The sequence below is a fragment of the Pseudoflavonifractor sp. An176 genome (assembly GCF_002160435.1).
Lineage (GTDB): Bacteria > Bacillota > Clostridia > Oscillospirales > Oscillospiraceae > Enterenecus > Enterenecus faecium.
The window spans coordinates 129165-154126 of record NZ_NFKO01000004.1; the positions used below are offsets into that span (position 1 = coordinate 129165).

The 24962-nt window shown below is 51.8% G+C and carries 22 protein-coding genes and 1 pseudogene; 7 read left to right on the forward strand and 16 right to left on the reverse strand.

Annotated elements, in window-relative coordinates; translation table 11 throughout:
* Positions 1-14: 14 nt before the first annotated feature.
* The 11 genes from B5F12_RS04070 to B5F12_RS04120 all read right to left on the reverse strand — a co-directional run bounded on the left by B5F12_RS04070 (position 15) and on the right by B5F12_RS04120 (position 16172).
* A complete protein-coding gene (locus B5F12_RS04070) occupies positions 15-893 on the reverse strand; it encodes a hypothetical protein (protein ID WP_087230691.1) in 879 nt (292 codons plus the stop codon).
* Positions 894-928: 35 nt separating this feature from the next.
* Positions 929-1306: a hypothetical protein gene (locus tag B5F12_RS04075; RefSeq protein ID WP_143482323.1), complete on the reverse strand. Its 378-nt coding sequence runs from the start codon at positions 1304-1306 to the stop codon at positions 929-931.
* Between the two features lie 110 nt (positions 1307-1416).
* Positions 1417-2376 (reverse strand): hypothetical protein, encoded by a 960-nt coding sequence (locus B5F12_RS04080; protein ID WP_143482324.1) that lies wholly within the window; start codon positions 2374-2376, stop codon positions 1417-1419.
* A 203-nt stretch (positions 2377-2579) separates the two neighbouring features.
* Positions 2580-5351 carry a hypothetical protein gene (locus tag B5F12_RS04085; RefSeq protein WP_087230700.1) on the reverse strand — a complete coding sequence of 924 codons (2772 nt, stop codon included), beginning with the start codon at positions 5349-5351 and terminating at the stop codon, positions 2580-2582.
* Positions 5352-5377: 26 nt separating this feature from the next.
* Positions 5378-5917 (reverse strand): hypothetical protein, encoded by a 540-nt coding sequence (locus B5F12_RS04090; protein WP_087230703.1) that lies wholly within the window; start codon positions 5915-5917, stop codon positions 5378-5380.
* A gap of 404 nt (positions 5918-6321) precedes the next feature.
* Positions 6322-7794 carry a hypothetical protein gene (locus B5F12_RS04095; RefSeq protein ID WP_087230706.1) on the reverse strand — a complete coding sequence of 491 codons (1473 nt, stop codon included), beginning with the start codon at positions 7792-7794 and terminating at the stop codon, positions 6322-6324.
* A 14-nt stretch (positions 7795-7808) separates the two neighbouring features.
* Positions 7809-8432, reverse strand: coding sequence for a hypothetical protein (locus B5F12_RS04100; RefSeq protein WP_087230709.1), 624 nt, complete (start codon positions 8430-8432; stop codon positions 7809-7811).
* 3 nt (positions 8433-8435) lie between these two features.
* The gene (locus B5F12_RS04105; protein ID WP_087230712.1) at positions 8436-9884 is read right to left on the reverse strand and encodes a vWA domain-containing protein; all 1449 of its coding nucleotides are present in this window, start codon (positions 9882-9884) and stop codon (positions 8436-8438) included.
* Between the two features lie 31 nt (positions 9885-9915).
* Positions 9916-11739, reverse strand: coding sequence for a hypothetical protein (locus B5F12_RS04110; protein WP_143482325.1), 1824 nt, complete (start codon positions 11737-11739; stop codon positions 9916-9918).
* A 140-nt stretch (positions 11740-11879) separates the two neighbouring features.
* Positions 11880-15383, reverse strand: coding sequence for a tubulin-like doman-containing protein (locus B5F12_RS04115; protein ID WP_158096741.1), 3504 nt, complete (start codon positions 15381-15383; stop codon positions 11880-11882).
* Between the two features lie 264 nt (positions 15384-15647).
* Positions 15648-16172, reverse strand: coding sequence for a hypothetical protein (locus B5F12_RS04120; RefSeq protein WP_087230721.1), 525 nt, complete (start codon positions 16170-16172; stop codon positions 15648-15650).
* 1028 nt (positions 16173-17200) lie between these two features.
* Between B5F12_RS04120 and B5F12_RS04125 the strand changes: the two genes are divergently transcribed.
* The 4 genes and pseudogenes from B5F12_RS04125 (at position 17201) to B5F12_RS12265 (ending at position 18589) form a co-directional block, all read left to right on the forward strand.
* Positions 17201-17620, forward strand: a complete 420-nt coding sequence (locus B5F12_RS04125; protein ID WP_087230724.1) for a hypothetical protein — start codon at positions 17201-17203, stop codon at positions 17618-17620.
* Positions 17621-17761: 141 nt separating this feature from the next.
* Positions 17762-18028, forward strand: coding sequence for a transposase (locus B5F12_RS11660; protein ID WP_143482326.1), 267 nt, complete (start codon positions 17762-17764; stop codon positions 18026-18028).
* Positions 18029-18244: 216 nt separating this feature from the next.
* Positions 18245-18403 (forward strand): annotated as a pseudogene (locus B5F12_RS12260) (transposase); the annotation flags it as partial.
* A 21-nt stretch (positions 18404-18424) separates the two neighbouring features.
* Positions 18425-18589, forward strand: a complete 165-nt coding sequence (locus tag B5F12_RS12265) for a transposase domain-containing protein (protein ID WP_275532696.1) — start codon at positions 18425-18427, stop codon at positions 18587-18589.
* A 70-nt stretch (positions 18590-18659) separates the two neighbouring features.
* On the opposite strand, the gene B5F12_RS04135 is transcribed toward B5F12_RS12265, so the two are convergent.
* The 5 genes from B5F12_RS04135 to B5F12_RS04150 all read right to left on the reverse strand — a co-directional run bounded on the left by B5F12_RS04135 (position 18660) and on the right by B5F12_RS04150 (position 23564).
* The gene (locus B5F12_RS04135) at positions 18660-19694 is read right to left on the reverse strand and encodes an AbiH family protein (RefSeq protein WP_087230727.1); all 1035 of its coding nucleotides are present in this window, start codon (positions 19692-19694) and stop codon (positions 18660-18662) included.
* A gap of 24 nt (positions 19695-19718) precedes the next feature.
* Positions 19719-19868 (reverse strand): hypothetical protein, encoded by a 150-nt coding sequence (locus B5F12_RS12145; protein ID WP_242954882.1) that lies wholly within the window; start codon positions 19866-19868, stop codon positions 19719-19721.
* Between the two features lie 424 nt (positions 19869-20292).
* Positions 20293-20541, reverse strand: coding sequence for a hypothetical protein (locus B5F12_RS12150; RefSeq protein WP_242954883.1), 249 nt, complete (start codon positions 20539-20541; stop codon positions 20293-20295).
* Between the two features lie 963 nt (positions 20542-21504).
* Entirely contained in the window at positions 21505-22344 is an 840-nt protein-coding gene (locus B5F12_RS04145) for a hypothetical protein (RefSeq protein ID WP_087230730.1), read from the reverse strand.
* On the reverse strand, positions 22341-23564 hold the full coding sequence (locus tag B5F12_RS04150; RefSeq protein ID WP_087230733.1) for a DUF6076 domain-containing protein: 1224 nt from the start codon (positions 23562-23564) through the stop codon (positions 22341-22343). Before B5F12_RS04150 ends, B5F12_RS04145 begins: the two co-directional genes overlap by 4 nt.
* 149 nt (positions 23565-23713) lie before the next feature.
* On the opposite strand from B5F12_RS04150, the gene B5F12_RS04155 reads away from it, so the two are divergent.
* The 3 genes from B5F12_RS04155 to B5F12_RS11985 all read left to right on the forward strand — a co-directional run.
* Positions 23714-23929, forward strand: coding sequence for a helix-turn-helix domain-containing protein (locus B5F12_RS04155; RefSeq protein ID WP_087230736.1), 216 nt, complete (start codon positions 23714-23716; stop codon positions 23927-23929).
* Between the two features lie 2 nt (positions 23930-23931).
* Complete coding sequence (locus tag B5F12_RS04160; RefSeq protein ID WP_242954884.1) at positions 23932-24603, forward strand: helix-turn-helix domain-containing protein; 672 nt, start codon at positions 23932-23934, stop codon at positions 24601-24603.
* 140 nt (positions 24604-24743) lie between these two features.
* Positions 24744-24962, forward strand: a 219-nt coding sequence (locus tag B5F12_RS11985) for a hypothetical protein (protein WP_204221470.1), incomplete at its 3' end; no start/stop codon positions are given.

The window sequence follows — 24962 nt, forward strand, 5'->3', positions numbered from 1 at the left end:
TCACTTCGCCCAGTTCAGCGGATTCCCCGTATCATGTAGCCAATTCCCAGTACCATCAGCACCAGTATCAGCACCAGGAAGCCCAAACTCGGCACCATCAAACATAGTCCCACCAGGGCCACGATGCCCAGTCCCTTCATGATGCTGTGCCTGGACCGCCGGAGACTGTACGTCAGCCAAAGCAGCCCCGCTGCAACTGCCAGTGTCCCCAACAATAGCACGCCCCAGTCAATGCTGGACACCCAACTGCGTACCCCGTGGAAAACCGGAATCGCATTCAAACCGACGGCTACCAGCGTCATCACTAGCAACAGAGTGAACACCCGCACGATGTTTCCAGGAATGCCTCTGTTAAATCGGATTCGAGTCCCGTTGGTCCGATTGAGGATGGTCTCGGCGTACACGCTGCCATCCGGTCCCTTTTTCCCGTGAACCTCCATGGCCTGTCCTCGGCCAATCAAGCCCGTATTGCTGTCACCGAAGAACGTAACCGCCACACTGCGTTGGACTCCAAAATTCATGCTGTCTACCGTATCCTGGGTAGCCAGATTAAACACGTTTCGGGTGGCTGCCGACACTCCAAAGCAAAGTGGCACCCCGTAGATGAGGCTGCTAATCCAGCTGCTCAAAAATCCGTTCCGTGCATTTGGACTGCTCTGTAGATCTTGCGCAATGCCCAGATAGACATTCGGCGTTTCCTTCTGTACCTGCTGCACCCCTTCACTTGTCTCTCTTCCCACCTTTCGGTGTCCCGGTTGAGGCAGCGGAGAGAACGTATCCGGGCGGAGATTCTCTTCCCAATCAGACCCTCTGGCAGGCGTAGGCTGTGCCCAATCGTCCTGCTGTGTTCCATCATCCCAGGGATTGTTCTCCCATCCATTGAATCCGTTCATTGCATTGCTCACCCTTTCCCTGGTCCATCCTCTGGCTAGCTAGGGTTGGACTGTTTTTCTCCTTTGGCTGGGGCAACGTCGGTCTTGCCTCTGACTGTTGTCTGCTGACTCAGAACACCATTGGGCACCACCTCAGCCACAATATCCCGCACCCAATCCTCCGGCTGGTACCACCGATCCAGCGGGACCGTGCGGTCCACGTCACACACAAACTGTCCGGTACGGGCATAGTAGCCAGATTCTTTCTCGTCCTCTGGTAATACGTCTCTTCGAACCAGCACAGCCTGCTTCCGTGCTTTCTTGATTTGCCGTTCCTCGCTCCAGTTGCACAACGGCTCTTTCAACTGGATCTTTCTGGCTAGACGGGATAGATGCAGCTTTGGATATACCTCTTCTACCATCAGCTTTTCCATCCATCTGGCTCCTGCAATACACCGATTCTTTAGGCACTTCGTGAGCACCTTGATCTGCACATATAATACCAGCAATACCAACACAAAAGCTGCAACCATTGTCCAAGGGCTCACGTCTCTGCCTCCTTTTGTCTTACCTGGCCCCACATCTCTAAAAGCTGCTTTCCCTGCTCATCGGTACCGCCCTTCACCAGATCCATGAAGTCACCATAGGGTATCTCTTCCCTACTATACAGGCAAATATCCGCCCAATACTGCGCAGGTAAATGAGCTCGAACCGTGTGCTGTAAGGGCCGGTCCAGCATACCTTTCTTCTTCATCTGCTGCCATTGCCTCAGGGGAAATACACCTTGCTTGCTCCAAGCGCCGCCAAGTCCGCTGGCTGTCCAAATCGCCTGTATCATGATGCGCTCCGTCTTAGTAAACGAGTGCTGGCACCACTTGGTGTCGATTATATGTCTGCAAACTTCTGCGGGGACCATGCCCACGGCAAAACTTTCCACCCGCAAGGCGCAGATTCGCACCAGCGCCTGAGCCGTATACCGTCCCATCGGTAGACAACTGGCCTTCACCCAGTTATTCAACCACCGCAGCAACGTCCCATCATTGGCTACATCCTCCAGATCCTGTGGGTAGAGAAAGCGGCACACCTCCTCCATGTCTACCCGAATTCCCTCTTCAGGTTGTATGAACAATAGACAGCGGGCCATCAATGCCGACAGACGCCGGTTGTGATATATGGATGCCAATTGCCTGGCCTGTAGGAACAGCTGTTCCACCTTTATGGCATAGTCTTCCGCAACTCTTGCCTTTTCCAGCATATTCTCCAACCGTAGAAGATCGCCGTCGTAGGCCTCCTGTATTGCAAGCAAGCACTCCGTGTCCGCTGCCGTCACCAGCTTTTTATCCCCACGCACTCGTTTTTGATGAAAGAGAAAAAAGGTGTCGTAGAGACTCATACCACCGTTTTTCCATTCCGACACAACCAAAATGACCGCCAGGGCGGCAGGCAAAAGCGCCAGACCAGGGTGCACGATGGCCACAACTCCCATAGCAACCAAGGTCATCAAGACAATTCCACCTAAGTACACACACACCTGTCTTCTGCCACGTGCATGTGCCCGGGAAAATTCTGATTGCCACCGTTTGCAGCCACAATTGCGGCAGGGAAGGTCCAAAAAGCTAAGACATCCACAGGAGCATCGGCGCAGCTGCTGACGCAGTGGCAAACGGCCTGGATTATGTGTTATATCCAGCGGCTGATGCGGTCTGATTACCTGCGCCATTTCTCTTTCTCCTTTGATTGCGAGGAATTCTTTATAAATTCCTTGTGATACTTCTTTGGCTTAAACCATTTTTGATCCTGGTGTAGCTTGGTCAACTGGCCCATCAGTTGCTGTTGCAGGTGCGCTTCCGCTTTGCTGCCCAAGTCCTCCTGCTTTCTCATCTTTTTACAAAATCCCATGAGCCATAGGATGACAGACTGCTTCTCCTTAGTCACACCCGCCTCCAGCTGCTGCCAGATCCCGTCGTCCTCCGCCAGTAGCTCCAGCATGTACACTAAATCCGAGGTTTTCCGCCCTTCTTTTACCATGAATCGTGGGCATTTCTGCGCCCAATTCACCAAATCTTTCACACCCTCAGCGCCTCTCTGGGCCACCCACTGGCGCAGAAACAGCCACCCAGTCTCCTTTTGTGGACATGTATGCAGCAAGAGCATCCCAAAGCCAGTACTCAGCTTGGGCAGATGGCCCGCCAGATACATTTGCGGCAATCTGCGGCGGAACTCCGCCTTTCCCTTCTCATCCAGCTGTGCGCATGCTGCGGTCATGGCTTGAACATCCTGTTGGGGCGCAGTGGTGAAGTTGCCTAAGGCATCCCACAGCAGCAGCAGTTTTTTATCCTCTTCCGCTACCACAGACCGAAGGGCAGTCGCTTGTTGTCTCATCCACACGCCATTCATAAAGGGCACTGGATTTTCTTCCATGGCTTGAAGTGACCCATGATACAGTAACTGCATCACCCTTCTTGCGTCCGGTTGCCCAGCAAGCGCTTGATCCAGTCGGTTCAAACGCTCCAGGGAGTCCTGCTGGTACAAATCCGGGTGGAATCCTTTCTTGCAGTCCCCTATGGCCAGTTTTTCTCCCCGCTCCTTGAGCAGGCCGTTCCAGTTTTCCCGCATGTACTCATCATGCATGTAAGGCTGAAACGCCCTCCAGAGCGTTTCCAGCTCGCCCAAGCTTGCCTGGGGATTGCTCTGACTGTACCGCTTTCTCATATAGGCCAGCAATCCCTGATCGATCTTATGTAACCGCTGCGCTCGATGGTCTGATTTCAACTGGCTCATGCGGTCAATTAATGTGCACATCTCCTCCAGAGTTATCCTATAGCTCTGGGCAGAGACCAACTGGTTGATACACTCGGTCAACGCCTTATACAGCGTCTCCGTGGCCTGCTCAGAAATTTCCGGAAGCGCATACAGGCATTTTTTGCAGGAGTCTGACAGTTGTGTCAGGGAATCACACGGCTCCAGCCAACGTCTGACCCAGGCATCCACCACTGGGCTGCAGGCTTCTGCTCCCTGTTTTCCTGGCCCGCACGGCCCAACCAGCCCATGCTCCACCAGGGATACATAGCGTTCTCCTTGAAAGGCCTGTTTATACTTTTCTAGTAAGCCTTCCGGCCTACCAGTCCCATGGACAATCTCATGTGCCAGCAGCGCCTGGCCTATGCGTAGCGCTTTCTCGGCCACCCTTTCAGGGCCTCTTCCGGCGACTTCCAACAGCGCCAGCATCTCATCCCGGCCCGCATCGTCTTGTTCTCCGATGCGTTCCCGCAAGTCAGCCAATACAGACAGGCCTACTTCCTCTGCCGCCCGCTGTCCGGGCAAGGCCAGCAAAGCCAACTGACACCGACGAACCTCCTCAGGTGTGCACTCCACGCAGTCGTCAATCTGCGGAATGTGGGGGGCCTGCTCCACTTTCCCATTTCCATCCGCCAGATAATGCCAGCATATTGCATCGAACAGATCCCGGTCACAGGCGGATTCCGGCGGGACTTCTGCCATCAGACGGTCAAATAATGCGTACACCTGATCCAGTTTGTCCAGCAACGGCTGAACATCCCCTTGGGTCTGCCACAGCTGATGTACCATGCTGTCCATCCAACGAGCAAACAGGCTGTCGCCCCCTGTCCATTCCATTTTATTGGATGCAGCGACATGGAACAGCTGTCCCTGTGCAAACATAAAATGATTGCCCACCGCCGTCAGCGAACTGCGTCGGATGTATGCCTTTTGCCCGACGATCTGAATGGTGTCCTTAGGCACCAGTGTCAGCTGGTACTGTCGCACTGCGGTGGCATCTGTACACACTGCGTCAAATCCCATTTTCCGACGCAGGGAAAAGGGTAAACACTGGTAAATCCAGCACAACACCTGCTTTTGTAATTGCTCAGCCTGGGGCATCCCGAAATCAAAGGCTATCTGCACCTGCTGCTGACCACAGACGGCATCAAAGCAAGCCCGTAACACAGCGGAAAATCCCTGCTCATTGATTTGCAATTGCTCCATAACCTGAGCCAGCGGCCACAGCTGCAGGGGCTGTCCAGGCAGTTGCTCTACCCCATCCAAAAGGATGCCTTTCCCAGTCTCTCCATCCCCTGGGCTTTCCAGGTTGGGGTCTGTACGCCAGAAATCAGCGCCAAACCATCCTCGGGGTTGGACCAGCGCCGGGCTATCCCAGGGAATCAAAAAGCCGTGGGCTACATGGGTGCCCCGTTGCTCAATGGTCATATAGCAGTTGTGCTGTAACACTGCCGCACCGCCGGAGCGCAGCGTGCTCTTACAGCCCATTGGCACCAGTTGACCGCTGGCATCCTTAACATCTTTGTTGCGGTACTGCCCGCAAAAGAGTAAAAGATCTTCTTTATCTTTTTCCTTCAGCCCGGGAGTGACTGCCATAAATCCAAATCCCAGATTGATTTGTTCTCCGCGACCATTGATAAACTTTTTCTTGGAACGGCTGTAAATATATTGTTCGATCATCGATATGTTTCCTCCGATCTCTCAGTCTATTCATCCTGAAAGCTCATCCGGTGTGCCAGCCAATCGCCAATTCTCTGGGCCGTGGCGGCTTGCCCATCCCATCCTACCAACAAAGGCTTTTTTAAGCAGTTTTGCAACCGGTTAAACAGCTGCGTAGCATGTTGTTTCAACTGCTCCTGGACATCTTCTCCGGCCGCCAGGCCCTCAACCAGCACAGCCGTAGGCAACGTAAGTTGCTGGCCGACATATCCCGCAAACTCCAGAAAGTTACTGAATACATCCTGGGCCGCTCCCGTCTCCACTTGCTGTCTGGACTGCAAATCTACCATTGCAGGCAACTCCAATCTTAGCAGGGCGCAGGCGGCATGGAGTCCGCAGCGTTTGACACAGGCAGCAACATATCCGTCTCTATCTTGCCGCAGGCCCACCGGAACTGCCAAAACAGTCCCCCACCCTCCGTGCAAAAAGCGGGCATACTCCAGCACATTCTCCCGGTTGTCTGTCGGCGATGGCAATGCCTCCCAGCCCCCCTGCAGGAGCAAATTTGCGGCCCAAACCATGTCCATTCCCCGGGTACTCCAGCCCACCAGAAGTGTTCTTTGGACCTCCTCTACGGCACTGTGGCAACTGGGACATACTCGCTGGCCAAACCACACCCCGGTGTTTTCCTGCACCTGTTGCAGCACACCCCCCCTGATTCTCCAATGGGAGGTGGGAAAATCCTTCCAATCCAACAGTATTCGGCTTTCCCCTTTTCGGCACCAGGTCTCATAATTCTCTGGAGAATCAAAAGCCCCCCGATGTACTGCTTGGCGCACGTCACAGCTGGTACAAACACGGTTTGTACCAAACAGCACATCGTTTTTCTGATGAGGTGTAAAACACTGTCCGCACAAATATCCGTCTTCTCCTGGCCGGTCCAGACCTCTCGCCATGGCCGTAAGCCCCCTCTCCTCTTCCCGCTGCTACATTAGGCTTTTCTGCCGGGGGTCATCCCGCCCAAGCTTCTCGCCCACTCCTTGCTCTTGAACGCCACGCCAGGTACTGCACCCACCATCCAGAGCAACCATTCCAGAGGATCCACTACTCGGCAGGCCGGAGCCTTCGCCTCCAGGATACCATCTCTCACTTCCACCCCGGTAGCTGAAACTGCAAACCAGGCGTGCTGCGGGCAGCTTCCGGTATAGTTAAGCACCAAATCGCCCTTTAAAAAGTGTTTTAGTTCGCTGTGGCACTGATACAACTCATCTAAATCCACCTTATCCCGGTCATTGTTCAAATCTAGCTGCATAAACGTCTCCGTACCGGTCAGGCCAGGGAGTGTGCTGGCCTCACATTTTTGGGCGAAATAACGAATGACGTCCGATTTGGAAAGCGTAAACGCCACCGGGCACTGCACCCGGTTTCCAAGACCATACGCCTTGGTGAACTGGCTCACAATATATGCCGGTTCTGCATTCTGCTGCGGATCATTCTTGTCCTTGACCGACAGCAGATTTTCTTCATGATAGCTCTGTATACAGCTTCGGACCGACGACAACATGGTGCTATCCAACATAAATAACCATCCGTCGGTATTCTCGCCATTTTTCTGCATGAGTGTGCTGAAGAAGGCCGTGCGGTTTTCCTCCCAAATTGCCTCACCGGGGAAATCAAAGAGGGTGACCAAAATGTGCTCCTCTCCCCGAATCAGCTCCAAAATAACCGGATGCATATATCCCACTGAGGTGGCATCGCTGAGCTTTTTCTTCATCTCCGCCGTTTCTTCAAACATCCGCTTGGTCTCCATGGCCACATTGAGGTTACTCTCACTTAACAGCTGCAATGCCATTTGACGCTGTGGCAGCAGCACGTTATTCATCAAGCAACTCTTCAGTCTCTGGAGATACACCGTTTTGCCGCTGGAGGTATTCCCGATCATGGAAAAAATATAGTTTGGATATCGGCCGATCACCTCAGGTAATGTATTATGGCAGTGCGGACAAATGCGCTCTTTGCTGATTCCACCGAACTTATCCTTTACACGACAAATTGCCTGTTCCTGCACCATTGCCCGGATTTCCCGGTTGCTCATATCCAGCCACTGATCGCTGTCCCACAGCTGCACTGCACGTACATTTTCCGTGTCGTCCAGTCGCAAAATAAACGGCTTCATCGCATCCGCCACAGGCATATTCATTCCCTGCCAGAACGACGCATACGCTTCGTCTTCCTCCAGGGGATATGCCCGCTGGATGCCACTTTCTTCAACGGTATCTGTATTGGATGCGGAGCGGAACTGCAAGTCCCACACATGAAACTTGGATAAGCAATAGGGGCATACTACCTCATAATTTTTCCCGTCTGGCTCCAGGTGTGCTCTGGTCTTCTGAAGAAAAATTTCCGGCCCCTCATATTTCGGCCCATGCTCTTCCTCATGCTTTCGTTTGACAAAAAATCCCATAGGTTATGTCCTCCCTACCGTATCTCTTCTTGTTGCTCCATATCGGGCAACTGCCGAAACTGAAACAGCTGTGCAAGTCCTGTGTCCTGCTGCAAATCACAGTGTAACTCTAGCCTCCGACCGCCCTGGGGCAACAGCAGGCCGTAGGTATTCATTCCCTCGTCGATCCCGGGCAACACCCCCCGGAAGTTCTCCTTCTCTCCAGAACCCTTGCCCGAAACCGTATAGTAGAACATTCCCTCCGGTGCCTGTACCTTACAGGGGTACTTTAACTGAAGATAATGCTCTACCCTCTGCTCCCGGGATGGGGAAAACAACGTACGCCTGGTCATGAATTTCTTGTTGACAAAGCGCCACTCTACCACATAAGGATTGTCCCGCAACTCATATTCACAGCTATTGTTGCCGTCTGCCACCCGCACCGCGATTGGCTCCAGCGGTGCCTCGCACAGGATCCCGCCCTGGGAGCTGGAGATGGCCTGGTCAAACGTTGCTCGGGAAACTTGTTGGGTCAACAAAACTGCACCATCTAAAATCCGCAGCAGGGTAATAGAAGCGGTATGAAATTCTGTTGTCCATGCCCAGCTAATCCGCACGCCGTCCTTGACTCTCCGGCAAAATAAATTGGATACCGCCACTGGTCATACCCCCCAATCGTCGTTTCTGTTCAATTCATCCCGGGTAATATCCTGGGGATTCTGTAATTCACTGTGGGTCAAATTCTTTTGGCTGTCCACCATGCGCTGAAATGCGCCATTTCCGCCGCCAAAATTTCGTTCCTTTAGTCCGGTCTGGTAAACACCACTGTTGCGATAAATATAGAACACCGTTACAATCCCATACAAAATCCAGCAAACAGCCCGTACAGGCATCTGGGGCAAGAACCAATACATGCCAAGCTCCATCAGCAGCCCGGACAGTAGCCCTGCCACTGCCGACACCACAAATTGGCGCTCGATTCCCCGCTGGGAAAACAGAATTACCACAGCCGCAGCTACGAGCATAGCCGGCAACAGCAGAAACACCACTCGTAAGACCATATATAGTACATTATCCCGCTGGGGACCGGGCCGTGGAGCAAACAAGCAGCGGTAGCTTACCGCTCGATTCACCTGTTGGAAGGCTGTCACCAGCCCATCTGCTTCTTCTACCTGAAAATACTGACCGCCAGTGGCCTGGGCCAACTGTTGCAGCAACTCTTCACTGGCTCCGGGCCCCAACGCCACGGTGCTAATGGCCACACCTTCCTTCAGGTACTGGTGAGCAACCCCACTCACATTCACGAAACTGCCTCCGTCTGACAACAGTACCACTACAGGATGACGCCCTGACAGAGCGCTTTGACGGTACATGTCCAGCGCCTGTTCCAGTGCCGTCTGAATATCGGTTCCCCCGGTGGACTGATGGTGTTGGATATTCTCCTCCAGCCTCTCCTTATGGCCCGGAGTCAGGTAATCTATCTGGATGGGAGCAGCATCTGGCTGCTCAGTAAATCGAATCAATCCAACCCGTTTGTCCTGCCCCATGCTGTCCAGCAGATTCTCCATTGCGCTGTAGCGCAGGTTGTTGGGGTCGCTACTGGACATACTGCCCGAATCGTCCACCACAAAAATATAGTCGTTGAACTCGGCCACAGTATACGCACTGTCCATTTCGTAGATAAACTCACACACACACATCAATAAAAACGTTACCACTGCCGCTGCCAGGGCTATACCGACATGCTTCATTGAGACCTGTCTGTCCACAGTCAAACAGGGGTTGATCAGTTCGCAGATTACACAGGCCATAAGAATCAGGCCAACCAGGATGCCACAAATGCCACCCACCAGCAAAATATTACTGCCGGAGCTATCATAGAGCCTGTCATACAGCACTAGCCCTACAACCGTGCCGACCAGCGCACCAATCAACGCACTGACCAGCATACGCCAGTGAAACACGCGAGTTCCGTCCCTGGAGTCCTTGTTTGCTCCGTCTACACTGCTCCATCCCGTGTCCATTTCGGCGATGGCGCTTCCCCACGTGTCAATTCCGTTCTTCCAATCCCCATCTACATGAGAAAAATCTGTATTCCACTGGTCGCTCATATCTTACTCCCCCTTCTCTCTATGCCAACGCTCACTCCTGGGCCGAGTGCAGCAAAAAGGATCTTCCTGCCGTCCCATCGGTATATTCGCCAGAACTCAGTGCAGCAAAGCGAAGCGTTCGCCCTGCAGAAATGCCATCTTGAATGTCCCGGTTCTGGGTCTGTAAGCCGAAGCCAATGGTGAGTCGACAACATAGCGGTGCCTCACCAGTGCAAGCAACCTTCTGCCCATTGAGGTCCACACGGTCGGCCAAGGTTTCTAAGAAATCCCTAACCCAAGCCTGCGGATTCGCCCCGGATTTTTCCACACATTGACGCAGAAGCCCTGCGTCCGGTGTTTGCCCCAGCCATTGTACGGGCAGCGGCCGTCCTTCGTTGAAGCTGTCCCGCAGCTGGTACCACACCTGTTGCAACTCCCGGCCAAAATCCCTGATCATTACCTGTTGATGCTGTAAATCTTCCATCCGTTTCCGGCAAGCCTGTGCACACAGACGTGCAACATCCCTCTGCAGTTTCTTGCCATCATTTCTCCCCTGTATGGAGTATTTGTTTTGAACAATATACTGACGCAGCTGTCTGGCCGCTGTATCCATACTGGATGCGTTTCGGAATGTGAGCCCATCGCACTGTAACGCAGGCAGTGACTGTTCTCCCGCTTCCAGCTCATTGGCCCAGTTATCCAGCTGATGACTCAACTGCTCCAGGAGCACAATAGAGGGGATTTCCTGAAGCATTTTGTCCAACTCAGCTGGCAGCGCAGAAAAATTTAGGTGCTCCAGCCATTGGGCATACAGCTGCTCCATTCCCTTACCAAACACTCTTTCTTCCACTTGATCAATGGTGTATTGACGCAACCCGGCCTGATGGAACGGGCGATACACACAGCAGAAGTCAAAAATATTCTCCAACCCCTGCATCTGCTGTTCCGCAAACTTTTGGATTGCCTGCTGCAACGTGGCAAGATCCACCGTTCCCGGTCCCTCCAGCTCATCCTCTGCCTGCATATATAGCTGGCTGGCCGCCGCCGCCAGCCAGTATTCCGGTCCGGCGTGCGTCTCCTGTACCCCCACCGTCTGCAGAAAACTTCCGTTCATCCATTCCGATGTCTCGATCAAATCTCCCACCAGCTGTATCCGTTCGCCATGGAGGTCATACCGCTGGTAGTATTCGTTCCACTCATCCAGCAACATCACATACTGCACCAACCGGTTGGTTGTATAGGTAGTAAACGCTCCATCCCGCTGCTGTAGCAAAACCGGTTGCTCATAAGCCCCGTTGCTCATCTGAAGCATTTGCTCCAAAAAGGCGTTGGTATTCTCCTTTTCCGCTCCGGTTGAAATGTGATCCGGTAGTAACAAGTAGATGCGGCTGTCACACACTATGGCACCATATCCCGCTAGATGGCCCTGGACAACTGCAATCAAATCCTGCACCAAAACGGACAACGGACTTTGAGGCTGCAGAACCACATGAATATTTGCTCGGTTCATCCGCAAGCCTGGCGTGTGGCTGGTCTTCTCCACTACCTCTGCAACAATCTGGTTGAATTTATGCAGCAGCTCTGGTGCTTGGCGCAGCGATGTCGGCTCCACATTCCCCTTCAACTGACTAAAGGTCATCTGTTGCACTGGCGCTGTACCCACATAGGGTGTACTGGAGCAGTAAATCACCTGTAAAGCGCTTAGGCTGCTGGACCAGCGACTTGCCACCTGCTGATACAGTGCATCCAGCCAGCTGGCCATCTCGTCACCCACTACCAGCAATATCTGCGGATATGGTACCGATTTGTGTACGTTGCCCAGGCGCCGTCTATGCTGCTTCTCCCGGGCAATCTCAATCAAATCATCGTATAACAATTTGTTTTCCCCCCGCTGTCCCTGCCCAGGCCATGCACCGGGCCGACCAATTATATTATCCATAAACCCCGTAGGGCCGGCACCCCAATGGGATACCGGCCCGGCGTAGGTCATTGACGCTCCATTAGAAGCCAATCGACTTAGAACTCGTCTTCACCATCGTCCTCGCCCGCTAAGCGCTCCAGCTCACGCTGTTCTTTCTTCAGGTAGGCTACCATCTTCTCATAGAAATTCACAGTGTCCTGGGTTACTCCCTCGTCAGCAACCCCTTCCAGCAAGTCATCACGCAAGAAGCTGTATCGCTTGCTTACTGCCTTCAGAAGAGAATTTGTCTTACCCAGTTTGGTGGCATTCTCCATTCTCTGGTACTGTCTGTGGGCACGTTCCAGGCGCTCCGTTGCCAAGAGCCGCTTATTCTCTTCCCCGCTCTCCAACATGGAACTCAGGCAATCGGCCAACGCAGCTTCTCGCCACCCTTGGCTGTGAACCACTTTCATCAGCACACGTACCCGCTCGTCGCTGCCATATACGTACACTTGCTCGCCCTTATCGTTTTTCTCCAGTCGAACCTCGCCGCTGATCAACAGTTCCACCACCTGGCGGGCCTGCTGCACCACGCCGGCAGCCTGGCGATACCACCCGGCCACCTCATCACGCTTGCTCTGGAGTTTGGTGTATTTCCCCACCTCTCTCTGGGCTCGCCGTAAGTTATTATATTGACCAATAAAGCACTCCTGGGCAGTCTCTTCCCGCCTATCCGTCTCTCCCGGACCCGGCACCGCACACAGCGCCACACGATAACAAACGTCCCGCACTTCGTCGGTAATTTCGATATCAGGCAGGCCCTTCTCCAGCCATTCGTCCAACTGAGCAAGTGCCTGTTCCAGCTTTTCTGCTGACCATTTCAGGCCCTCCCGCATCGTGTGTTCGCTGAACCGCTCATCCAGGTCAGGCAGCTTGGCCACATGCAGTACATACTCAGTCTGAGCCGTCTCTTCTTGCGTTCGAATGACATGATACTTACGGCACTCTTGGAACAAAAGCCGATTTGCCTCTTCGCCGTTCTTGATTCCAGCGGGGTAGGCTCCCACCGCCTTGGGACGGCTACGGTAAGGAATGGGGGTCGGGAGTTCTTTCCAGTTTTCCTTTGCCCCCATATACAGGTGCAGTCCGTGGTCTCCCAAGCTGCCCAGATAGACCGTCTCGTAGGCCGTCAGCGGCTTATAGGCAGACAGCGGCACCGCACTCATAACGCTCTGAGCAAAAATCCGACTTTTGATACTGGTGGCCTGGACGGTAAGTCGATTGGCCAGATCTGGATGAGCCATCTTATAGTTCTGGAATGCTGCCAGAATGTTGGGGCAATCCTCAGGCACACTGAGCAACCACAGATAGTCTCCCTTATCGGCGGTATCCGAAAGGCTGAACAGCGGTTTGGAGTTTTCCGTCATCTCAGGGGCAAGGGTCGTCTGCACCGACTGGTCCAGATTCGCCCCCTGCAGCGCTGCAGTGACATAGGCCTCCAGAGAACGATTGGCAATCTGGCTGAGATTATTGTCCAGATACTGGCGGATAAAGCTGCGCACATCCACTTGGCCATCGGCCCACTCATAGGCGCTCTGAATCAGGGCGCTGGCAAACTTTTGGATGGTGGATTGCGCATCGCCGTTTCCATCAAAAGCCTGTCGGATTACGCCACTGATATCGGGAATACGCAGAGGCTTCCAGGTAAACACCTTGTTGCCGCTATCGTCCTGGTTCAACTCGGTCTTGGTGAGAATATCCGCATTTTTCTTGCAGACATCCCGCATGGCGTTTAGCACCTGGACCACCATCTCGAATAACTTGGAATTCTTTTCCGACACGATCTCCTGGCACTTGGTATAAATCTTTTGCATCTGTACCAAAGCAGCATATTCCGCACAGGTATCCGCATACTGATTCACGGCCCGAATATATCGCTCCGTCTTACCCTGTCGGTCCCCAAGCAGGGCACCCGCATCGGCAGCCGCAGATGCCTTCCCCTTTACCTCCTGCATCAGCTTCTGCTGTGCCACGGGACTCTGCCCTATGCGCCCAGTGGCGATATTGTAGTCCTTCATCATTCTCTGCATCAAACCCTGACACTGGGCAGATGCCGCAACAATCAGCCGATTTACCCACACCGGTCCCTTGGTTCCGTCTACAAACCAACTTCTCGCCAGCTGCTCAAACTTGGCCTCAAAATTTCGTAGCATAGTATCGGCCTGCTCTTCTGCCGAACGGGCTACCCCATCCAGATAGCGCTCACACAGTCTGGAGAGATTGTACTGGGCATTCTTTCCAAAAAGTTCCTCCCAGCCGCATCCGGCAGGAGCCAGATTGGCAGGATTTCCCCGCAGAGCTGCCAGCAGACTACCCGGCTCAAGCCCCAGCTGCACATAGGCCTTGTTTACCTCCTCCTGTGAGGGGATACGGTCAAACATGCTATCCATCTTTTCGAACAGAAGGCTGGTTACATATAGCAGAATATCATCCATGGGCAACTCATAGCTGCTAGCGCCCAGCGCCAGATACGGGCTATATCGTTCCGGGTATTTGCGCACATGCATATCTACGCTGCGCCTGATGTTAACATAGTGGCTGCGCATGGCAAATCCGTTGGTGCCAGCGGCGGCTTGCTCCTGTGCCACAAAGCTCAATACGCTCTGCGCCACGGCCCACATACCGTGACGGTATGGGTCTTTAAGTACCACAGTGTCCCCAGTACCGCTGCCACTGATGAGATGCACATACTGGAACGGCGCCAGATCGGTGTCTACTACAAAATTATCACTGTAGCGCTGCACAAACTTTCCCTTTTCCTGATGCATGTTCATCAGATAATCCAGTTCTTTCAGCGCTGCATAGCCATTCTTCTGAATGAATTTTCTGGTATCCTCCGTTACATCCCTGGCAAGGTTCACATCAGGCATAAAGATATAGCCATACATGGTCACCCGATTGGGCAGAATCTCCGTGGCCACTTGACGAATAATATAGGCCAAATCAATAAAGGTGCCACTTCCGGTGCCGCCACCAATGCCGGTCATCAGGTAGATGTTCAGGGCCTCCACTGGTTTTCCTGCTACCATGGTGCGAATAGCGCTTCCAATGGCATCCCGAATTCGGTCAATATTCAAAAACATGAGCAGGCGGCCACACTGGCGGATGCCGCCAGCACCATCCGTACCAGTAATGGGATCGATATTAAAATCCAGCCAGGATCGAATGTAGTCCGGCACATTATCCCGGAATTTATCACTGAGGAAAGCCGCCATATCCGGCGCCTTCATCTGGACAAATTCTCCCCTTGATGCATCCAGCATCACACCACCGGTACGGGCACTGGAGTGCACCTCCTCTACGCTTCGCTTATCGGTATCAAACGCCCGATATGCCACGTTAGGGGTGGGCTTGCTCTTGTTGTTTGCATCCTCGCAGCAAGTCATATTAATCAAGCCCTTGGTCTCCAACAGAGCATCGATACCCGTACCGCCTGTTGCAATGACCAGACTGTAAATCCCCTCCTGGGCCGGCACCTTGCCGCTGTTCATCCGAATCGTCCCGGGATGCTGGACATCAAATTCACTAATGGACTGTTGCACATTGTTTGACAAAGCCATATCCTCAACTCCTCCTTCACAAAATCTCTCTATTTCCCCGTCCACAGACGCCCTATTATTTCTTGTTCTCTCTTCCATATTTGTGGCATCTGCCGGATTTATATAAGCCTTTTTATTATACTTCTATTTTTTTCACAAGTCTATATGTATATTGGTGATTGTACCTATTTTTGTAAACGCATTCCATCTGTGCCTAGTGGCCTCCAAGAATAGGGGGTAATTTACCACAACAGATCCACTCTCATGGGCTGCAATGACCTTTCATTAGCGAAAAAGCATCCAAATCTTTACACCCGCTATCACCACCAGTACTACGGCAAGGACTGCAACAGCCAGGAGAAAGAGACTGAAATACCGGTAACGGTTCCCTCTCCGCTTCCTTTTCCGGTTTTCCTGGGGGTCTTCCTGCCAGGTGCCCTGGGGTGGGGCTTGTCGCTTCCCCTCCCGCTTCCTTTGCCCGTTTTCTTGCCGCTTTCCCTTCTTCGAGCATCTGGCAGCATTACTTTTATGTACATACTCCTCGCCCCAACCCCAGTTTTCCGTGGAGCCGTCCGTCAACATTTTTTTCGTCTTTCTGTTGGGTGCTGCCATTGATAGGCCCTTCTTCCGTCGCAGTTCCTGTGCTACTCCCTGCGCTCCACCCATATCATCGATTTTCTGGCATGCCTCTTTCTCACTCAAATCAGCCAGCATCTCTTGGTACTGCAGGATCTTCTCTTCCCGCTCTTGAGGATTTGGCCAATCGGCCAGTAAGTCGTCCAACTGACGAATAAACTCCCTCCTGTTCAAAATCCCACCTCCTATTTTTCATCTCCTGTTCTTGCTTGGCCTTGGCAATATCCATATGCCTCTCTGCAAAGAGCCCTAATCCCTGGAATTCTTTATCAGCATTATAGCACTCGTCATTTGCTTTCGCCACATGTTTACATCATCTTACATAAATTTTATTTTTATCCGTTTCTTCGTGCCTCTTGTGTCTTTGTCCCGGCAGGGCCACTGCAAACAACACTTGGAGGCCCCACTCTGACGTCAACAACCAGATTGCGGTTTATTGGGCTGCATAAGAAACCAGCTCAGCACATGTTGCACCAAGGTCCATCTGCCTTCTTCAGTTTTTGCGATCACAGCCAAAAATCAGGAACACCTCTCTCTAATCCGTTGCATCTGTTTCACCATATTACGTATAAAAACATTATTCCTTCTGTTTTTATCAAATAAAATTTTAAGATTTACAAAAATGTTGTGTTGATATCCAGCAATTTACATGATATGATGAAATTAGCAGAATCCAAACATTTACACAAAAACTCATATGCAATTTTAGCTGCACAGCAAAGAAACGGAAAGGAGCGTATTTATGAAAAAAGCAGCGCTACTTCTGACAATCCTCTGCCTGGTACTTTTCACTACCGGGTGCACGTCCAGTTCGGGCAGAAACCAGGAGGACTCCACAGGCACCCTCTATTCCACCCAAAATATAGAGAAAGATGATAACAACGCCCCTTCCACCCGGACTCCTGAACCGGACATCTGCTCTGTGTGTAACGACGAGGGATATCTGGACTGCGAGGTGTGTGGACACAGAGGATTTACCCAATGCGATCTGTGCTCTGGAGAAGGACAGAGAACCTGCCCCACCTGTAACGGTAACAAATACCGAGTCTGCGGGGCCTGTAATGGTGAAGGAGGAAGAACCTGCATCTCCTGTAACGGCACTGGTATTTTCGGAGATGAATACACCTTAATTCACGGGAAATGTATGATGTGCAGCGGCACCGGTATTTCCAGCTGCGCCTATTGCAGCGGAACCGGTAAAGATGCCTGCATATGCAGTGGCACTGGCGTTATCCAGTGCAAAGACTGCCACGGAGACGGCGGTTTTCTGTGTGCAGCCTGTCAAGGAGAGGGGCGGATTTTGTGTTCTCATTGCCAGGAGAAAACAGAACAGCCCTCCAATCAGGCATCTGGCGGCGGAAACGGGTGGTATGACAATGGCATTTATGATAGCCCTGTCTCCACCCCCTCGTGGTCACATAATTCCGCTTCCCAATGCTGGATATGTCATGGAGATGGTGTATGTAATTCTTGTGAAGGAAGTGGACGATCTGAGTTCTATCCAGACTGGGCAGGAAATAGCTGTAGAACGTGCGATGGTTCGGGAAGATGTGCAGCATGTGGAGGAACTGGCTATATTTCTTAAGGGAATATCCATCATATACAGCAAGAACGATTTTTAGTATTCATCGTCAAATCTAGCTCCGTTTTGTCGCAGAGGCGCTGTTGTGGGAGAATTACCTCAGAAACATGTAGACTCACCAAGAAGCTAACAGAATCGGATAGACTCTCCACTGTACCGGCTGGAGCAAGAATTTCAACGCATGGGCCTGAAGTTGACCCGGCAGACCATGTCCAACTGGTTGCTCCATGCCGCTGAGGACTGGTTGAACCCCATTTACAATGTGCTGCACCAACAGCTGTGCCAACATCAGGTGCTTCATGGGGATGAGACTACGCTGCAGGTGCTGCGGGAAAAGGACAAAGCCGCTACCAGCAAGTCCTATATGTGGCTATACCGCACCAGTGGAGACGCAGAGCATCCCATCGTGTTGTTGAGTATCAGCCCAATCGCAAAGCAGAACATGTAGAGAGGTTCCTGAAAGGGTTCTCTGGCTTGCTCCATGCGAATGGATACCAGGGCTACCACAAGCTGCCCTCACAAATTCGAGAAGTTGTGCCATATGGAACAGTAGTTTGCAGAGTTGCCAATAGAAGAACGATATGCCAAGCGTCTGTAGCAGGAAGAGCCTGTTCTGGAGACTTTGTTGGTATGGGCAAGTAATTGAAATAGCACAGCATCCAAATCAGCTCTTGGAAAGGCGTTGCATGACTTGATAGCGCAGCGGCCATACCTGATTCGATACTTGGAGGATGGCAGACTGGAACTCTCCAACAATTGCGCCAATCGTAGCATAAAGTATTTTGTGATGGGACGGAAGAATTGGCTGTTCGCCAATATCCCAGCTGGAGCCCAGTCCAGTGCGGTGATTTACAGCCTGATTGAAACAGCTAAGGAAAACAGCTTAGCCCCCTACCGCTACTTGCTTTGGGTACTGAGCCATGCGCCTGGCTTGGCCCAGAGCGAAAGCGAATGGGCTAAAAAACTAACACCTGTCTGCGCCCCCGTAGAATGCAGAATCCCTAAATAAGTTTACCGCCATTGGGAAGACACTGTAGTTTCCCAATGGCGGCTTTTCTATGCGTGGCTAGATTTGACGGTTACCCGAGAACAACAGACTTCATCCTCAAATCCATTTCAAAAATATTCTTATTTACGGCAATATGTATTCTTGGTCTAAGCATCTCAATATCCTGTTCACTTGCATTGTTGTAAGACGCGAGTTTATCAAGTATAGAATATTCCTTTTCTATCCAATCAAATTGAGATGTGTTAGAAAACTCCGGGTCATAATCAAATATTACCAGTTGTCGTTCCGAATTTTCTTTCAACCAAAGGAGGACTTCATTCCACCAATTTTTGTCTGTTGCGCCAAGCGACATTCCATATACACATATAATTGTACTATTTGATATGAGGGTTGAAGTCTCAACATCTTGGTTGGTTCTATGCGCAGCATTTATTTTTGGTTTTACAAAGTACCGTAAAAAGCGCTCATTACTAGCTAATTCTTTATTGGCAATCTGATAAGAATCCCCCACTCCCATAATGGGAACATTTCTTTCGGTACCATGCACGTGTATAATTTTTCCAACAACATCCTTTATAGTTGATTTACCAACCTTCCTTATCTCAACCAATCTATCCGGTATAGTATCAAGGCAGTTTTCTAACGCACATGTGTAATTAAAAGAGATAAAATGAAATTGTCTTTTTTCTACTGCCCTTGCCCTCAAAATTTTTTCTATTGTTTCACTTGAACGATTCTGTAAATTAGTGGTTGTATAAAAACCTTTTAATGCTGACAACATCAGTTCTGCTATTGCTGTCTTGTCTTGAAAAGAGAGTTCCTTTTGCTTTTCCTTCAAATACTTCATGAACTCTGTTTGAAAGTCTCTAAACTGCTGTATAATTTTCCCTATTTCACCTGAGCCAAATAGAGCCGTATACTGTCCCATTTGTAATTCAAAATCTGACCATGTTTGAAAGTCATTTTTGATTTCTTTGGCTAGCCGCTTAATTTCCTGTGGCTTCTTTTCCGATTGAGCAAGGTATACAGGAAAAAAATCTTTGAACCCCGTTTTCATGCCCAGCCCTACATCGAAGCCATTACCAATCATGAAAGTTATATTCACTATTCTCTAATCTCCTCTTGGTTTTTAGTCAAAATATTCTTGCATCAGAGCTTTATTCGTCACCTCCAGCTTTTGCAGGTCTGCCATGATTTCCATAGTAGAGGGATACTCCACCTTTTTATACTTGTTGATGGACGGGTTATAGTCGTTCTGGGTGATTTCCTCCTTGTCCATCAGGAAGGACTGCTCGGTGCGCTCCCGGGCACCCTCTCCGCCGCTTTCCGCAGCATCTTCCTCAGAAGGGGAGGCAAGCTGTGAAACCGGGCGATGATGTTGGGAATTTCGTTTTCCTACACCGGGCTGCGCTTGTCGTCCAGGGAATAGCCGTCCGCCTTCATATCGTAAAACCACACTTGGTCGGTGCCCCCGCTCCGGTCTTGGTGAACACTAGCACCGCCGTGGACACTCCGGCATATGGCTTGAACACCACACGGGGCATGAAAATCACGCCTGAAGCTGGTGGTTCTCCACCAACTCCTTGTGGATGGCCTTATGGCCTTGGGAGTCCCGAACAGCGCCCCATCGGGGATGATACAGGCGCACCGTCCCCCCTTCTTCAACATGTGCAGGAAGAGGGTCATGAAGATCAGCTCGGTCTTTATAGTGTTGATTCGTCGTTGATGCTCTCGGCATCAACGGTCCCCTTGAAGGGGAGGAGATTGGTCAGACAGAGTGTGTACCGCTCGCTGATTTGTTTTTTCTTGGCCCCGCTGTCCTGATAGAAGATATCCGGATGACTGATTGAGTAGAGTATTAGGTTCATGACGGAAATACACAGCATGGTGTGGTCGGTATCAAAGCCCGTGAAACAGTTCCTGGCAAAGTGGGCCCACTTTGCCTCGGTCATGGTGTCCTCATAGTGCTCTCAGATGTAATGGGCCACCAAGACCAGGAAGCCAGCAGTACCACAGACTGGGTCGCAGATGGTATCGTCGTGGGTTGGCTGCAGCAGTTCCCCCCTCGTGCCTCAGTTGTGTTTGGGAGTGCGAAATTAGCCGTTGGCCCCGGCGGTGCTGACCTTACTGGGCATATACTCGTACAGGTCCCCTGCATGTCCCGCTCCGTAATGTCGTTCCCATAGAGTTCATCCAATCCGGTGATGATCTTTTGCAGCACCTGGGGGCGGAAATGAGAAAAATGTCGCTGTCCATATAGGTGGCAAAAGCAGTGTCCTCCTGCCCCTCTGTCCCGCTCTAGGCGTTCACCTCCACCATGGTGCCTTCCGCCTGAAAGTCAGGGAGTTTTTACTGCGCATGTTCTTAAGGGCGGGAAAGACCCGCTAGGCAATGATATCGAACACGTCCAGGGGCCCGGTTCTCGAATTTACTCCACCGCATGGCCTACCCGCCGGGGACGGGGGCAAATCTTGTGCATCTGCTCCTCGGTGAGGTTCTCCATCTCTTCCTGTCCCAGCTCCTTCTCGTCTAGGGAGTGAATGAACATCAGATAGGCGAACTATTCAATACCAGTGATGAGGCTGCTGATGCCTCCGGCCCAGATATCCGTCCAAATCCTATCTATCTTATTTTAAAGATGCCAGTAATCATAGCATCTTTCTTTTGTGCCAGAGTATATATGTATATTATACTAAATCCCCCCAGTATATTCAATGAGCCGATGGGCTCAAATGGGATCTTGAGGCGCTCCGTCACGGCTCTGCCGCGCCACCTCTCCCAGTTCGCTAAATTCGAACATATGACAACCTATATGCTATATTTTCCCCGGTACTAACTTTTTTGTTTAATGTATTTCTAGGAAACGCCTCACGAAAAGTAACCCTCAGAGTCATCAGAGCATAATACCGTAGCATTTAGGCCTCTGTCAGTGAAGCCCGTTCCACCATCCGCCTGACCCGGCGTAGCTTCCATGCAAGGCTATCCAGACACCGATCCCGCAGCCGCTTGATGGCCTGCTCCTTGGCTTTCTCCACGCCGGATTCCTTCATTCGGTTGCGTATGGCGATTTCCCGCAGATCTGACTTGGGGTAGCCGTACACGCCGAAACACCGTCCCAGAATCTCCTGATCCTTCTTGGCAAGCTGCAGGAACTCTTCCCGCAGGCATTCCATAGTCAACGAACGGATCACGGTTTCTTCTGGTGACCCAGCTAACCAGCCTGGTGTGAGCCGCTCCAAGATGTCTCCGTCCTCTTCCGGGTCTTGCAGGTCATCAACAGAGAAAAAATGGGTAGGGTAAGCAATGTCTCTGGCCGCTGCAGGAAATGAGATGCCCAGCGCCTGGCTGATCTCCTCCACACTCTCCCCTTTTTGATGATAGCGGTTCTGTGCCTTTCGCACCACCCCCATGCTGTCCCAGTCCAAAGATAGTGTCCCCATGCTGCATTCCAAATGCCGCCGCATGGCTCCGTCCAAAAACGGGGTGACATAAGTAGTGAATTGCCCCTTTCCCGCATCATAGTCGCCGGTCCGGACGCACTCCACCAGTGCCAGCCTTCCTACGCTCTCCAGTTCGGAGAGCATTTCTTTTGCGTAATCGCTCAGGCCACCGTGTCTGGTTTGTCGCAGGCAGTGATACTGCCGGGCAATCAGTCGAGCACGATCCTTGAGCAATCCTGTATTCATCAGGCACAGTTTGCTCAAGGCAGCCTCATCTCCTCCGGCTATTTTCACCAACAGTTCCTCGTTGGTCATGCACCGTCACCGTCCTTTGCCTTGCGGGGACGGCCTCGAGGCCTGGCCTGACGGGCTACTCTGCAAATCGGATAGAGATGCTGGGAGAAGATGGAGCGCTCAAAATCTTCATTGGAGATGTCAGGGCTACTCAGTGCGTCAAACAGCCTGTCCCGCACGGCATCCTTGAGCCGCCGCATCTCCTCCTCTGTGATGATGCCTCGCTGATAATCCTTCCGGATTCGGTTGAAGGCAGTGATTTTGGCCTTGATCTTTGGCACATCCCGGGCCAGTTCCTTCTGAATTTCATAGCTGCCATACTGCCGGCAGGTAAAGCGCTCATCCAGCGGACAGCGACCCTCGCAGTAGAGCACATGGGCGCCGCTTCGTACCAGAAAATATTTCTTGCAGACAATGCACCGTCGGATGTTGTATCCGGCGTTCAGGGCTGTCATATAATCTGCCTTCAGCAGCATCTGCAAACTGTCGGTGGTATGCTCCTGGCAGATGGCAAACTTCCCATCCGGCAATTCCCTTGGTACATAACTCACCACACAGTGGTCGTATTTTTGATAAAAGGCGTGTTCCAGGCCCATGGGATTCACGATTAGCTTCTCTACCAGGCGCTTGTCGTTATAAAACTGATAGAGGGCAGCGGCATAATTCTCAGAAGAATTGTGTTCAAGTTTGGAGAGAACGAAGTTGATAAAGTTGTGGACGGTAGGATTAAACGCCGCCACTTCTTCCAGGTAACGCTGGTAGCGGTCCATCTGCTTGCGATAGTACAGCCATTTTTCTCTGCGGCTGCCAGGATAGATGAGAAGTTGTGGGGGAATGCTTTGGTTCTCTTCCTCCTGCACTGCCGCAGCTCCCCCCTGCTCCGGGGTTGTCATGGGGCAGTCCATCTCTTGATCTGGGATGAACGTCAACTGCTCCGTGTACTGCTGAGCCTCGTTGAGAAACTGCTCGTCGTCCCGCAGTAAAACTTGAAACACCTGGTACTTCATCATCTGGCTACGAAGCTCCATCAAACAGCAATTCAGCTCCCACCACACACTTCTGTCCTGTGTGCTCTCATACTGCCGGGCCAAGGACCGGATGTGCTGAAGTTGGTCATGGAGAGAGGCGTACTCCCTGGGACCCAGGTTCAAGATGTCCGTGGTCAGTTCCCCGGCATCAAACAGCGTTCCACCGTATTCGATTGTGCTGCCGTGAATGTAAAATACAATATCTCCATTCATAGGGCTTCACCGCCTCTAAAAATTGTCCCACCTGGAAAATAATTGGTCACACCTTTTTCTCAGTCTAACAAAATCTCCGACACAATACAAGCAGAAGGGCATCAGCACCGCCGCTGATGTCCTCACTTTTTTGTAAAGGAGAATTTGAAATGAAGCAATCCATGTACAAGCACTACGACGAGCTGCCGCTGTTTCTCAACTCAGAGACGGTGGCAAAGGTGCTGGGCGTGTCAGCGTCCAGCGGGTACGAACTCATGCACGAACCAGGCTTCCCCATGCTGCGCATCGGAAATCGCATGGTGGTGCCCAAGGAACAGTTCATCCAATGGGTGGTGGAACACACGGAAGGAGGTGAACACAACTGAATTTGTCTTTGTACCAGCGTGATCCGAAGATCCATCGCTTCCCACTGCCCAACGAAATCTGGAAGTGGGGGCTGAAGCCCTGGGCCTTCGCTGCCTTCACCTATCTCTGCTATCTCTACACCCACGTCAAAGAATTTGTCCCGCCCAGTGCGGACGAAATCGCATCCAAGCTGCACATGAGCAAGGACATGGCCACAGAGCAACTCGTAGAGCTCAAACAACGTGGCCTGCTGGATCAACAGCTGGTTCCAGTGTGCAAAAGTACCGGAAAGAATTTCTTCTCTCTGCCCAATGAATTGTTCTTCCTGAATCTCGGTCACGGAGCCATCACCGTCTACGCCTACCTGCTCTACTGTGAAGATCGACGTACCCATCAGTGTCATCCCAGCTACCGAACCATTGCCTCGGCGGTACATCTCACGGTAGCCACTGTCATGAAACACGTCGCAAAACTGGAGGAGAAACAGCTCATCGCTGTGGAACACACCAGCTACCTGGACAGCCACGGCATGAAGTGGAACGGCAACAATCAGTACACCATCCTCCCCATCCAAATCACATTGGACTGTTACTACCAGCAGCAGATGGACCAGCTGGAGAAACAGCAAAAGTGGCAGCAGGCGCAAAAGTGCCTGGGACGAAATCCAGAGAAAGCCCCGTGTGCCCCGCTGTGAGGGGCTGTGTGGGCGATTGCAGGGCTGGGGAAGGCCCTGCCTCGCCCAGGCAAAGGAGGGGCAAATTTGCCCCCTTTGGGGCGGAAATGGCGGATGCGGGGCCTGGACTAACGAGAAGCAGGAGAAAATCACGACGCTCCTTGAGCGCCGTGCCGGCCACAACTGCCCGCAGTGCAGGCAGTTTCAGGCTTTTCAAAGGGCGTTCCTTTTGGCAAAAAATCTGGGGAGGAACGCTCTATTGGGGACGAGCCTTACAGTCCCAAGGAATTCAAGATAGTTTCAAAGCGAAAGGAGAATATTATGGTCAAAGGAAAACAGAAAACAACCGTCTTTTTCACCCCCTCTGTGAGGAGGAAAAT

Excerpts from the sequence above, each read along its gene's own strand:
- B5F12_RS11660 (WP_143482326.1), top strand. The coding sequence starts at position 17,762 with ATGGGCCTGAAGTTGACCCGGCAGACCATGTCCAACTGGTTGCTCCAT.
- B5F12_RS04070 (WP_087230691.1), bottom strand. The coding sequence starts at position 893 with ATGAACGGATTCAATGGATGGGAGAACAATCCCTGGGATGATGGAACA.
- B5F12_RS04085 (WP_087230700.1), bottom strand. The coding sequence starts at position 5,351 with ATGATCGAACAATATATTTACAGCCGTTCCAAGAAAAAGTTTATCAAT.
- B5F12_RS04075 (WP_143482323.1), bottom strand. The coding sequence starts at position 1,306 with ATGGAAAAGCTGATGGTAGAAGAGGTATATCCAAAGCTGCATCTATCC.
- B5F12_RS04145 (WP_087230730.1), bottom strand. The coding sequence starts at position 22,344 with ATGACCAACGAGGAACTGTTGGTGAAAATAGCCGGAGGAGATGAGGCT.
- B5F12_RS04125 (WP_087230724.1), top strand. The coding sequence starts at position 17,201 with ATGCCTGCATATGCAGTGGCACTGGCGTTATCCAGTGCAAAGACTGCC.
- B5F12_RS04150 (WP_087230733.1), bottom strand. The coding sequence starts at position 23,564 with ATGAATGGAGATATTGTATTTTACATTCACGGCAGCACAATCGAATAC.
- B5F12_RS04090 (WP_087230703.1), bottom strand. The coding sequence starts at position 5,917 with ATGGACATGGTTTGGGCCGCAAATTTGCTCCTGCAGGGGGGCTGGGAG.
- B5F12_RS04105 (WP_087230712.1), bottom strand. The coding sequence starts at position 9,884 with ATGAGCGACCAGTGGAATACAGATTTTTCTCATGTAGATGGGGATTGG.
- B5F12_RS12145 (WP_242954882.1), bottom strand. The coding sequence starts at position 19,868 with ATGGACAAGGAGGAAATCACCCAGAACGACTATAACCCGTCCATCAAC.
- B5F12_RS04095 (WP_087230706.1), bottom strand. The coding sequence starts at position 7,794 with ATGGGATTTTTTGTCAAACGAAAGCATGAGGAAGAGCATGGGCCGAAA.
- B5F12_RS04115 (WP_158096741.1), bottom strand. The coding sequence starts at position 15,383 with ATGGCTTTGTCAAACAATGTGCAACAGTCCATTAGTGAATTTGATGTC.
- B5F12_RS12150 (WP_242954883.1), bottom strand. The coding sequence starts at position 20,541 with ATGACCGAGGCAAAGTGGGCCCACTTTGCCAGGAACTGTTTCACGGGC.
- B5F12_RS04155 (WP_087230736.1), top strand. The coding sequence starts at position 23,714 with ATGAAGCAATCCATGTACAAGCACTACGACGAGCTGCCGCTGTTTCTC.